Genomic DNA, 12,554 nt, shown 5'->3' on the forward strand with positions numbered 1-12,554 from the left:
TCAGATGTGAGAATTGAAGTGTTCCTTTAAAGCATAGAATATAGCAGTTTTCTTATTCTTATATATTCATTTATTCCCTATTCCCTATTCCCTATTCCCTAGAACAAAAGTCTCCAATATCTCACAACTAAAATCATATTGCTGTATAATAACAAAAATAATTTCCCAGTAAATTTTGAATTTAATTTGGTGCTAATTATGGATGAATTAAACTTGATAACTGAACAGTCGCAGACAACATTAACAGATCCAGATTTTCTACCGCCACCACCATTAGAAGTTTCTCCAGAGATAATATCAGCAAACATAGATTTTCCACCACCACCATCAGAAGTTTCTCCAGATGTAATTACTCCAGTGGAAAATTTTCCAGAAACTAATGATATAGTTTTGATTAGTAATCAAGGGTTAAATTTCGATTCCCAAATTCCCTCAAATAATAACCCAAATATAGAATTTTCTGACCTTTTAGGAGGTAGTAGTTTTGAAGATGGACGAGGCATAACTACTGACGAAGAAGGCAATATTTACATTACAGGTAGTACTAACTCTATAGATTTTCCAGTAACTGCAAATTCTGTACAAAATAGTTTTGCTGGAGGTAATGAATTTGGTTCTGGCGATGCTTTTGTGGCTAAATATTCTCCTGATGGAACTCTGATTTATGCTACATATCTAGGCGGGAGTGGTGATGATTTTGGTACAGATATTGAAGTAGATGAAAGTGGAGATATCTATGTCACAGGTAATACTAATTCTGTTGATTTTCCGACAGTAAATGCTTTGCAAAATACTTATGGTGGCGGTGAATTTTCAGGGGATGCTTTTGTGGTTAAACTATCTGATGATGGTAGTAATATTGAGTATTCTACTTATTTAGGTGGGCAAGATAACGATTTTAGTAGCGGTATTGCTTTAGATGATAATGGCAATGTTTATATAACAGGAGATACGGGTGCTTTACTCCGTTTTCCCATCGTCCCTCTTACTGGTATTGGCGACTTTCCTACTACAGAGAATGCACTACAAAATACTTTAATTAATGAATTTAATCGTGATGCTTTTGTCAGTAAAATATCTACTGATGGTAGTCAGTTAATTTACTCAACTTTATTGGGTGGAAATGATACGGAAGTAAGTAACGATATTACTATAGATAGTAGTGGCAATGCTTATATAACTGGTGATACTCGCTCCGTGGACTTTCCCACTGAAAGTGCAGTACAAAATTCTTTAGGTGGAGACCGAGATATATTCATTACCCAACTTAATAGTGACGGTAGCAACCTAATTTTTTCCACTTACTATGGTGCGGTAGATGGAGATACTGGTAATAGCATTGCTGTAGATGAATTGGGCAATATTTATGTAGGAGGAGCTTCCGGTAGTCAAATTATTGGAGGTGATGCAGTAGTACCCCCAGTTGGAGAATTTCCCACTGTTAATGCTTTGCAAGATAATTTTGGTGGGGGTGAAAGTGATGGAATTTTGATTAAAGTCAATAGCGATCGCTCTGTTGGATATGCGACTTATTTAGGTGGAGCAAATTTCGAGTCTATTGAGGGTATTGATATTGATGCAGTCGGCAATACTTATATTATTGGTAACGATAATTTTGCCGATGCTTTTGTCAGAAAAATATCTAATGATGGTGGAACTGTAGAATATTCAATTTCCTTTGAGAGCAACAATAATTTGGGTATATTTGGCAATGACATTGCAGTAGACGAAATTGGCAACGCTTATATTGTCGGTTCCAGCAACTCCACTGCTTTTCCTGAATTTATTCCAGGTGCTAGTAGTACAGCGAGCGATATTTTTGTTGCCAAACTAAGCTCTAATAGTCAACCTCCAAATATTCCCTCTCCCAATATTCCTAACAGTTTCAACGAAAATCTTTACTTGCTAGAAAATTCCGCTGTAGCAGATGCTGTGGCAAATGGTGTATTTAGTAACGGGTTTGAACATTGGTTAGAATTTGGATTTTTAGAAGGGCGATCGCCTCAGTTTGCTTTTGATGAAGATTTTTATCTGACTACTTACCCAGAAGTTGCTGATGCAGTGGCAAATGGTTTGTTTATCAATGGGTTAGAACATTATATTCGGTTTGGTCAAACTGAAGGGCGTCAAGGGGTTGCTTAATTTGATAGGCGTGAAAATTAAAAATCAAATCAATTATTTCTCTCTGTTCCCTGTTTTCTGGAGATGTCTAATTACAGATAGGGGTAAATTTTTTGGCGTTGGTTAAAAGAGGTATGATATTCTGTCCGGATAAGAACTCGATAGAACTCCGTGACCTTTACGCGACCAAAAAACTTTCTCTTTCTTCTTCTTTATTTCCTCCTGACTCCTGACTCCTGACTCCTGACTCCTAAGTAGTTAAGATTAATATCATACACGCTCTTCACCAACGCCAACTTTTTGATAGTCGTGCATAGTAATGGTAGATGGGGAAGAATAACGTAAGTGCAAGGGAGCAAGATACTCCCACTGCCATTCCCCTTGAGAAAATAATTACAATAGACATAGGAGTGGAAATTACACACATAGATCATTTTTTGTGTCTTTTTTCAGAAATTTTCTTCCCTTTTTCCTACTTCTACAAAAAATCTATTTTTTTCACCAGATATTTAATAGACCACCATTAGACATAGGAGTGGAAATTACACACATAGATCATTTTTGTGTCTTTTTCAGAAATTTTCTTCCCTTTTTCCTACTTCTACAAAAAATCTATTTTTTTCACCAGATATTTAATAGACCACCATTAGACATAGGAGTGGAAATTACACATATAGATCATTTTGTGTGTTTTTTTTCAGAAATTTTCTTCCCTGTTCCCTGTTGCCTGTTCCCTGTTGCCTACTTCTGTAAAAAGTCTATTTTTTTCGCCAGATGTCTATTACAATACACCACCACCAATTTTGTTTTTTTACCCTAATTTTTTCTTCAAATTAATCCTACTTTTCTCAGAGCTTTTTCTGCCGCCCGTTTTTCAGCTTCTTGTTTACGATGACCTTTTCCAACACCATATAACTTTCCCTTAACTCTAACTTCAGCAGTGAATATTTTGGCATGATCTGGACCTTCTCCATTATTAGATTCATATTGAGGATTTTCTCCAAATTTTGCCAATGCCCACTGTTGAAATTTACCTTTAGTATCTACTAAATCATCTGTTTGTGCATCACTTTCTGAATCTGGAAAAATAATTTCATCTGCAACGGGTTGAAAAAGTTTTTTCACAAATGGGCGAACTTTCGTCAAAGTTGAGTCTAAAAAAAAGGCTCCAATTATTGCTTCAAAAGTATCACTCAGTAAGGCCGGGTTTTGACGACCTCCATCTTTTTCTGCTCCTCTACCAAGGCGCATTAATTCACCTATTTCTAGTTGAGTTGCAAATTTTGCCAATTGTTTTTCATCTACTAAAAGTGAACGGAGACGAGTAAGTTCTTTAGGCTTTAAATCATATTCTTCTTTATAACGTCTATAGAGTAGTTCTCCTACTAGGAAACCTAACACGGCATCGCCCAGAAATTCGAGACTTTCGTTATCTTCTTCTCCAGAATTTTCGTTTAAAAAAGAGCGGTGAGTGAGAGCTTGTTTTAGAAGTTCAGGATTTTTAAATTCAGGTAGTTTATTTGTCATATTATAAATTTTAATTTCTTGATAAGCTAGGTGGGCATAAATAAATGTTGAAACGAAGAATCTGAAAATTAAGCCAGCAAGAAGTTTTCCAGAAATTTTCTAAGTTTTGAATTTCCATCACGATTTTATGGATAATTAAACCCTCCTACTTAATAGCAGTTTACTACTCTCTAGAAATACTTATGTTGATGATTTTAGGGAGTAGGGAAGAACGGATAGGGCAACAAATATTTACCCCATCAGTTGTACCAGATTAATTGCCGAATATGCTGTATTTACAGCAAGCAAATTTTAGGATAGTTAGCTACAGTTGAAAATTAATCTATAATTCTTATTACCTATTCTCAGATCCAGTATTCCCTATTCTCTAAAAGAATAAAATTTTGTACCTCCAAGACTCGAAAACTGCTTTATCTATATTAATCTTCTTTGTCTCAACTTAGATAGTGCGTTTTCTGCCGCACATTTTTCAGCCTCTTTTTTACTTCCTCCTTGACCTTCGCCATACAGTCTATTAGCTACAAATACCCGAGATATAAAACTTGGTTCATGTTCAGAACCGCCACATTTTTCAGTTTTATATCTTGGCACATCTGTACCATTTTTTAGTACCAATTCTTGAAATAAACCTTTAGGATTTTCAATATTAAGAGATTCATTTTCCGGCTCTAAATCAACAGATTTTTCCAGAGCTTCAGCAAAAATTGGTTCTAAAAAATTGCGCACTGCTTCAATACCAGAATCAATATAATAAGCACCAATAATTGCTTCAAAAGCATCACTTAATAATGAATTATTTTCACGCCCTCCCTGTGATTATTCCCCCTTACTTAGCAGAATAAATTGTCCGAGGTTTAAATCTATGGCAAATTTTGCTAATTGTTGATTATCCACTAAACTGGAACGTTTTTGAGTCATGTCACCTTCTTTCATTTTTGGGTATTTACGATATAAATATTCTCCACTAAGAAAGTTGAGCAAAGCATCACCAAGAAATTCTAAACGATTATTATCGACGCTGACTTCTGTAGGATTTTCAAAAAAGATAAGTCCGGTGGATTAAAGCAAGTTGTAAAAGAGAAGCATCTTGGAAAGAAATTTTTTTCTAGTAATTCGCTTAATTGTTCTCTAATTTGTCTTTCTTCTTCTTCAGAAACAGAATAACTATGAGGAGTTTCACCACGAAATTGTTGTTGAGATAAAAGTCGTAATACTTCTTGCTTTTCTTTCTCTACTTCCTCCACTTCCTCTGCATTGATAATTTTAAGAATCCGAGTAATATTGTCAAGATATCGATAGGTGTCATCTACAGAGAATGGAGAGCCATGTGCCCAGTCATTTCTGACTTCTATGAGTTCTTCTACTATTAATAAAAATGCTTTATCCAGTTTTATTTTAAATACTTTATCCCACTGCTTCTTGATTAATTTAAGTTGTAGAGATACATCTTCAATTAAAGCCTTTTCGATACTTTTCTTCTTTTTGAGTTGTCTAATTTCACCCTTTAATGTCTCTTGTATTACTTGAAACCAATTTTCTTGATGAAATTCCTTAATTACATCTTCTATATATGGATATAAATTCTTACTCAAAATATTCAAAGCTTTACCAATTATCTCGTGCTTATTATGGATAGTCATGTCAAGTCTACTCCTACATTTTTTATAAAATTATATCAAGTAATTTTTTTAATTGTCTCGACTAATCTTTGGTTAATAGTACTTAATTAAAGTTGAAGTATAAACATAATAAATAGATAAATTTTATCAAAAACCCAGTTAATTTCCCTTTTAAGATAGAAAAGAAACTGGGTTTTTATATTTAGACTTTACCTAAAAACATTTTCCTTGTTCCCAACCAGGAGGATAAAGACTATTACCACGACTATTGTTGCACTTGAAACAACTAAGTCGTAGATTTTCCTTGGAATTAGATCCACCTTTACTACGAGGAAGTAAATGTTCAATTGTTAACTTTTCTGGCATTAAACATTTGCCACACCACCAACAATAACAGCCAAAATCTTCTATTAGTTGCTGTTTCTTTTTTCTTTTCTGTTTAGGATTCATTTTACTGATATTTCCTTTAAGTTGTTTGCAAACAACAGCATTGGAACATCAGATATCTATCACTAATAGTGAAATAGTGAGTTACTCAAAAAAACTCCCTTATCTTGATAGAAGCTTTCCAAAAAATAGGAGTTAATAGTGACAACTAATGTCACTTTTGACTCACTAATAATATTGAGATACTTTTTTACAGGGGATTTCATAAAATGAGCATTACTCAAACTAAATAAGCACTATATAAGTGGTACTAGCTTCAGCTAATGTCTCATCAATGGTAAATATATATAGTGAGTATATATATCTACCACCGATGAGACAGCAGCCAACAACAGACTATAGATACTAATATTCTATGCTATCTTGAGGAGTAGTATAACAAAGAAATAAAATTTTTGTCAATGGTTCTCAGATTTATTTTTTGGACTAGCCTTCATCTCCCTATTCCCTATTCCCTATTCCCTATTCCCTGATTTCTGCAAGTCTAAAGAAGCTTTACAACCAAATGGATAAGGTGAATTATAAGTAGTAGAACGCTTACCAAATATTGTATAACGATTATCTCGAATCTGTTCATAAAAGCGATCGCCCATCCATTTTGCCCCTGGTAAACCCCGATATGCTGCCACAAAAACATCCCCCACAGGCAAAAGTCGCCCTATTTCTTCTGCTGCATCACTACCTTGCCATCGACATTCCGGTGCATTACCATCAATCAAAATCATACCCATTTCGCAATCTTGAGCAGTAATACCAAATTGATTGAGCTTTTCTAAATCTTGCATAGGAATATATTCAAATAGCTCACCTTTATCTATACTTTCCAATACCTGCACCAACGTTACACATAAATTGCAGTTGCCGTCATAAATTACAATATAACTCATACGTCTTAGTTTGATTTTAAATACAACCAAAATTGTAACACCAAAATTAAAGCTCTACAGGTGCTTCCACACCTAACCTTTCTTCTAATAAAAATCTAAGTATAGACTGAGTTGCCAAAACTAGACCTAACCTAGCTTGTGCTAACTCCGGTTTTTTCACCTTCACTTCACCCCAAATACGACAATGACTGTAAAAATTTTGAAAAGCTACACTAATAGCATCAGCTACTTTTTGCCAATTTATAGGTTTTTTGCTACTAGAAACACAATAGATACGATCCAGAGTAGAAGCAATTTGAGCAATTAATTGGTATTCAGCATCATGTAAAAACTGTAATTGCCCATTCGGTTGTTGCCAGGATATAGGTTTAGAACTTTGCCACTGCCAAAATTGACCGCTGGTATCTCCATCCGTGGGAGTAAGATTAATTAGGCGATCGCGTATACCCATCCGCAATAACGAACAACAACGAGCATGACTATACTGAATGGGAAACAAATTTGTAGTTTCTAAAGATTTATAGTCAACACCAACCCGTAATTCTTGTTGCTCAAAATTCAGGGGAAAAGAAGTTAGATAATGTAACCAATTAGCGATACTCAAATCAGTTAAATTAAAATAAATCATGCCAGATGAAATCACCTCAAACTCAAAATTTTCTGTATCTTTCTTAGTATCAGTATTGACTATTTCCCTACAATATTTAACCAAATCAGTCGCAATATATATCGCTGGTTGTTGGTAAACCGAAGCTAATTTCAAAGCGATCGCTGACTTATATACAATTGCTCTATTATTTATAGTTTGATTCATGGGAATTACTTCCTTCTTTTCCCAAACTTCTAATGTATTTTCATACCCGTAAAATAATTTCAATTGCTCCTGGTATAAATTTATAGCTTTTTGTAAAATTTGTATATATATACACCTAAATGATAATTTTGTCAATATTATTACCACCTCAAAAAATAAAATTTCTCTGGAATATTCAGAATTAGATGTATTTTTTGCTACACTGAAACTAAGGATAAAACTGGTATAAGCAGAAAGATAAAAATCTGCTTCTATTCCTTTTACCAAAATGATTTAAACCACAGGCCAATTATTACTACAAAAAAGTACCAATGCAACTATCATCACATCCAGACCTACCAGAAATGTCACTGAATATGCAACCTACCAGCACTTCTGCACCTAGCAGTAGGCCATTTCTTACTTGGCAACTAATCATAGATTGGGCAGAAGAACACTACCGTAGCAGAGCTTTTAGCAAAGATGAACGTATTCCTGCCCGTCCAGGTTTACTGTATCTAGTACAAAAAGGGTCAATTCGTTTAGTAGGTAATGCCCACATTAGTGCCAGTTACAATAAGTCTAGCCAGTCAAAAACAGGTAATATTTCAGACGAAGCTTTCCTGGGATTTGTTGGTGCAGGTCAACCATTTGAACTTATAGCTCAGTCACCATTTACTCTTCAAGCTTATGCTCATGCAGAGCAAACAACTGTGCTTTGGATGTATTGGCATGACTTAGATAATTGGCCTCACTTCCGCAGAGAAGTCCTAGATGCCTTTAGATACCAACATCAAAGGAAACTTCTGTGGCTAAGTACCCTAGGCCAACGTCGCACTATTGACAGATTATTCGGATTTCTGACGCTATTAATTGAAGAATATGGGGAACCATGGAGCGCCCAAGACAAACCAGAAGTAACCACTGGTTATTTTTTACCTTGGCCTTTGACCCATGCTCAAATTGGTAGTGCTATTGGTTCAACCCGCGTAACTGTGACTCGTCTAATGGGTAAATTACGTCAGCAAGGCTTAATATTTATCCAGAATGATAATCTGATTTGTTTACCAACACAGTCTGAACAGTCACAATAGTTAAATAATTTTTGGATAGTTAGTTCTGGGTGACGATCAAACTATAGTATTAATACCTAAGCATAAATTGCTATTTTGCATATTATAATATTATGCTAAATATAGATAATGCTATCTATTAATAATCTTAATTTAGTTAGCATTCATTATCAGATCAAACAATTTGATTGTTATTGCTTACTACTCTATTATTCTGATGCTAATTTCTGTTAGAGCTTGGAATTTTTCTTTTCTTTATTATCTACTGGCGATTAAGTATTTTTATGAACGCCTGTAGCTAATTTTATGTATTTACAGTGGGGGCATATAAATAATAAATAAATATTAAGAACTGCAACATTCAAGAATTAAGAATTTATAATTAAGAATTTATAATTACCTCTCCTTGAAAAGAAGAGGATTGACGAACAGGAAAATTTTTATTTATTATCCCCTTAAAATGGGAGGCTTTAAACCACAATATTTCGGTAACATAAGTAGTTGAATATTATGTATCAAGAGTTGACCATACTAAAGTTAAGCAAATTATCGCATTATGATTATTACCTCCAATCAATATATTTATCGCGTTCAAGCAGATGGAATTTGACTTTGGGTACTTCCACAAACCTAAATTAGAAATATTAAGTCCTTTTGATTAAGCATCATCAAAACTCCTCCTCAGTCTCCCTACCTATCCTCCTTGCCAAATAATTTATTTTTTATTCACACAAATAGAATAATTAATGCTATGGAAAGTACGTTTGTCTCACCCCACAGAGCCTACTGCTGTTGCCTTTTCCCTCCTATAGTACTACGCAAATAGGGCACGAATATTTCTCTATTCCCTACTCCCTACTCCCTCTTTTCAAAAAGAACCGAATATTTGACTTGACACAGAGAAAGTGCCCATCACCCCATCTAGAGAAATAGGCGTTGCTGAATACTGGGATGATTTCGGCACTCCACGGGGACAGGGAGACACACCGGACACGGGTATTATGGTTTCTGCTCTGGTGACAAAATCATCTCGCAATTATGCAATGCCGAGAAATAAAAAATAAAAAATAAAAAATATATTCAAGATAGAGAAGAATATGATGCTTATCACAACAGTTTACTTATCTACTTCACTCGAAGTGAGTTGACTCACTCACCCTATTAAAGTTCAATGACTCACTTTATAAGGATCAAAAAATCACCAGTACCTTCATTCATAAGTCACCATAATAACTAGAAAAAAGTAGATAATCTAAAATGTACAGTCGGCAGTTAAAAGTCAAACAATGATTATTAAAGACTTCAAGCAAATCATATTTGCTACCACAACAACAAGCTTATATCATATCAAATCCGGTAGCATCGGTATAATTAGATAGTTAATTTAGGAGTCAACCCACCCCTCGCCCCTACCCCTTCCAACCCACCCTAACCCCTCCCAGGAGGGGAGGGGAAGGACCGAGTCAGGAGGGAAGAGAATGCGCGAAAGATTTGTACATTTACTGAAGATGAAAAATTTTTTATACCGAACCCGATCTGATTTGATATCATGTCCGGATAATTAACGAGAAAAAGACTTTTTCCCTTCAAATCTTTTCTTCCCTTCTGCCTTCCTTCCTCCAAAGTGTAAGTATTCAACTGGACATGATATTACTTGGTCTTGATGATATAACTGAAACTCAAGCTGCGACTTTTTCCAGTTTTCTAGTCAAGATAAAATATAATTTTTTATTAACTTTTAAATGCTCATATTGTTAAAAAAATTGTAAAAACTAATTTTTTCGATGAATAAAAATTTAATTAAAGTCCTTTTAATAGAAGATAATCAAGACGATTTTGTTATGATTTATGACTTGCTGTCACAGGTAGAATCACCAAAAATATTACTAGACTGGGAAAATACTTATGAAACAGGATTAACAGTAATGAAAAAAATCAACATGATATTTGTTTGTTTGACTATCATTTGGGAGAAACAAAAGGATTAGAAACAGTGAAAACAGCAATTAATCTAGGTTGCAAAACCCCAATTGTATTACTCACAGAGACAGAAAATCAAGAATTAGAGATGGATTTAATGAATAAAGGAGTAGCAGATTACTTGAATAAATCAGAAATTAACGAATATACATTAAATCGAATAATTCGCTACACTCATGAGAAGAGTCAAAGTTTAAACGCTTTAAAAGAAAGCAAAGCGAAGCTACAAGAAGCACAAAAAATTGCTCATTTAGGAAACTGGGAATACGACTTAAAGACGCAAAAAATCACTTGGTCAGATGAAGTATTTCGCATTTTTGGTCTCAACCATAGCACAACAGAACCAACTTATTCAGAATGGCTGGAAATGTTTACTCTCGAAAGCCAACAATTATGGGATCAAAATGTGATTTTCATCTTAGAAAAGGCAGAAAGTTGTGAATGTGAATATGAAATCATTCGACCAGATGGTACATTAAGGTATATTTATATTCAGGCTACTTTAGTTGTAGATAATAACTCAGAACCTATAGGCGTATTTGGCACAGTGCTGGATATTACAGATCGTAAAAAAGCAGAGTTAGCTGTGGAGGAACTTAGAGAAAAAGAGCGTTTATTAGGACTCATTCTAGACCGAATTCATCAATCTTTAAATTTGGATGAAATATTAGAGACTACAGTAGATTCAGTAAGGTTTTTTTTGGAGTGCGACCGCGTCTTAATTTATCGTTTTTTGGAAAATGGAAAAGGTATCGTAGAAAAAGAATCTGTAGCAGCAGGTAGTAATCCAATTTTAGGTGAAATTATTGACGATCCATGTTTCCCAAATACAGATATTATAGAACGCTATAAACAAGGTTATATTAGTATAGTAGAAGATGTTGAAGATCCAAATGTAAACAAATGCCATGTCGATCTACTCAAACAGTTTCAAGTTAAAGCAAGTATGGTATTGCCAATTTTAATTAAGCAAGAAGGGGAAAAACAAGGTTCGGAAATTACTGCATGGGGATTAATAGTAGCTCATCAATGTACTTATAAACGACAATGGCGAATCTCAGACACCGATCTATTGAAGCGCTTGGCAACTCAGATAGCGATCGCTATTCAACAAGCTCAACTTTATCATCGTTTAGAAAAACTAAATCAAGAATTAGAGAAAATAGCTTATATTGATGGTTTGACAGGAATTTGTAACCGTCGCCACTTTGAAGAAAAACTAGACCAAGAATGGAAAAGACTAAGACGGGATAATGCTCCTATGTCAATAATTATGGTGGATATAGATTATTTTAAACCGTACAACGATACTTACGGTCATCAGCAGGGAGACAAATGTTTGCAACAGGTGGCTCAAACTATTAGTGCAGCAGTGAAACGAGCAGGAGATTTTGTTGCTAGATATGGAGGTGAAGAGTTTGTGGTTGTACTGCCAAATACTCCTATAGAAGGAGCGCTGAAGGTTGCAGAAGATATTAGAAGACAAATTGAAGCTTTAAGAATTCCCCATACAGCTTCGCCAGTGAGTAAGTGGGTGACAAGTAGTTTAGGGGTGGCAAATGGTCACTGTTGTACTGAGTCTAATCCTAAAATATTACTAGAAGCAGCAGATATGGCTCTATATGATGCTAAAAATGCTGGTAGAAATCAAGTTTATATTGATGATTCATGTATAATAAATTTTAGGAGCAAAAGCAAGAAATTCATTTTTAGGGAATAGGGAATAGGGAATAGGGAATAGGGATAATTTATCAGAGAAAACATTTTTATTATGGCTAATTAATCAGACTTGATATCAGAGATTACTTTTGACTTTTGACTTTTGACTTTTTACTTATAACTTGCCCATAGCGCTATAACTGTGCTAAGAATTCCTGATGTTCGGATGTTTTTAAACCTTTTTGTAACTCCGACTGTACTTCTAGTAAATTACCTGAAATTAAATTAGAAAGCGATCACCATAAACCAGGAAAAATTTCGCTTTTAATAATACCCTGTTTGTCTATTGGCAAATTAATATATTCTCCCTCTCGCCACCGAAACCAATCAATTTTTGTTCGTAAACTTGCCAGACTAGGTGTCTCGATCTCCCCACACTTCCCACACT

11 protein-coding genes are annotated in these 12,554 nt (G+C 34.6%); 4 read left to right on the forward strand and 7 right to left on the reverse strand.

What is annotated here, in order from left to right; genetic code table 11:
• Positions 1-198: 198 nt before the first annotated feature.
• On the forward strand, positions 199-2,142 hold the full coding sequence (locus tag SAGCYANO_RS18980) for an SBBP repeat-containing protein (protein WP_202221489.1): 1,944 nt from the start codon (positions 199-201) through the stop codon (positions 2,140-2,142).
• Between the two features lie 807 nt (positions 2,143-2,949).
• On the opposite strand, the gene rnc is transcribed toward SAGCYANO_RS18980, so the two are convergent.
• From rnc to SAGCYANO_RS19015, 7 genes are all read right to left on the reverse strand, one after another.
• A complete protein-coding gene (rnc, locus tag SAGCYANO_RS18985; protein WP_202221490.1) occupies positions 2,950-3,648 on the reverse strand; it encodes a ribonuclease III in 699 nt (232 codons plus the stop codon).
• Between the two features lie 414 nt (positions 3,649-4,062).
• Entirely contained in the window at positions 4,063-4,374 is a 312-nt protein-coding gene (locus SAGCYANO_RS18990) for a putative dsRNA-binding protein (RefSeq protein WP_202221491.1), read from the reverse strand.
• A gap of 90 nt (positions 4,375-4,464) precedes the next feature.
• Positions 4,465-4,629, reverse strand: coding sequence for a ribonuclease III domain-containing protein (locus tag SAGCYANO_RS18995; RefSeq protein WP_202221492.1), 165 nt, complete (start codon positions 4,627-4,629; stop codon positions 4,465-4,467).
• 17 nt (positions 4,630-4,646) lie between these two features.
• Positions 4,647-5,288 carry a Swt1 family HEPN domain-containing protein gene (locus tag SAGCYANO_RS19000; protein WP_202221493.1) on the reverse strand — a complete coding sequence of 214 codons (642 nt, stop codon included), beginning with the start codon at positions 5,286-5,288 and terminating at the stop codon, positions 4,647-4,649.
• Positions 5,289-5,480: 192 nt separating this feature from the next.
• Positions 5,481-5,717, reverse strand: coding sequence for an HNH endonuclease (locus SAGCYANO_RS19005; RefSeq protein WP_202221494.1), 237 nt, complete (start codon positions 5,715-5,717; stop codon positions 5,481-5,483).
• A gap of 452 nt (positions 5,718-6,169) precedes the next feature.
• Entirely contained in the window at positions 6,170-6,601 is a 432-nt protein-coding gene (locus SAGCYANO_RS19010; RefSeq protein WP_202221495.1) for a thiol-disulfide oxidoreductase DCC family protein, read from the reverse strand.
• Between the two features lie 46 nt (positions 6,602-6,647).
• Complete coding sequence (locus SAGCYANO_RS19015) at positions 6,648-7,682, reverse strand: DALR anticodon-binding domain-containing protein (protein ID WP_202221496.1); 1,035 nt, start codon at positions 7,680-7,682, stop codon at positions 6,648-6,650.
• 89 nt (positions 7,683-7,771) lie between these two features.
• Here SAGCYANO_RS19015 and SAGCYANO_RS19020 point away from each other — a divergent pair, with 89 nt between their 5' ends.
• The 3 genes from SAGCYANO_RS19020 to SAGCYANO_RS19035 all read left to right on the forward strand — a co-directional run bounded on the left by SAGCYANO_RS19020 (position 7,772) and on the right by SAGCYANO_RS19035 (position 12,167).
• Positions 7,772-8,488 (forward strand): Crp/Fnr family transcriptional regulator, encoded by a 717-nt coding sequence (locus SAGCYANO_RS19020; RefSeq protein WP_202221505.1) that lies wholly within the window; start codon positions 7,772-7,774, stop codon positions 8,486-8,488.
• An 884-nt stretch (positions 8,489-9,372) separates the two neighbouring features.
• Positions 9,373-9,531 (forward strand): hypothetical protein, encoded by a 159-nt coding sequence (locus tag SAGCYANO_RS19025; protein ID WP_202221497.1) that lies wholly within the window; start codon positions 9,373-9,375, stop codon positions 9,529-9,531.
• A gap of 887 nt (positions 9,532-10,418) precedes the next feature.
• Positions 10,419-12,167, forward strand: coding sequence for a diguanylate cyclase (locus SAGCYANO_RS19035; protein WP_237396343.1), 1,749 nt, complete (start codon positions 10,419-10,421; stop codon positions 12,165-12,167).
• Positions 12,168-12,554 lie beyond the last annotated feature (387 nt).

This window comes from Okeania sp. KiyG1 (assembly GCF_014132355.1).
GTDB lineage: Bacteria > Cyanobacteriota > Cyanobacteriia > Cyanobacteriales > Microcoleaceae > Okeania.

Bases quoted from the DNA above. Each gene is read 5' to 3' on its own strand.
- SAGCYANO_RS19000 (WP_202221493.1), bottom strand. From the start codon at position 5,288: ATGACTATCCATAATAAGCACGAGATAATTGGTAAAGCTTTGAATATT.
- rnc (WP_202221490.1), bottom strand. From the start codon at position 3,648: ATGACAAATAAACTACCTGAATTTAAAAATCCTGAACTTCTAAAACAA.
- SAGCYANO_RS19005 (WP_202221494.1), bottom strand. From the start codon at position 5,717: ATGAATCCTAAACAGAAAAGAAAAAAGAAACAGCAACTAATAGAAGAT.
- SAGCYANO_RS18980 (WP_202221489.1), top strand. From the start codon at position 199: ATGGATGAATTAAACTTGATAACTGAACAGTCGCAGACAACATTAACA.
- SAGCYANO_RS19010 (WP_202221495.1), bottom strand. From the start codon at position 6,601: ATGAGTTATATTGTAATTTATGACGGCAACTGCAATTTATGTGTAACG.
- SAGCYANO_RS19020 (WP_202221505.1), top strand. From the start codon at position 7,772: ATGCAACCTACCAGCACTTCTGCACCTAGCAGTAGGCCATTTCTTACT.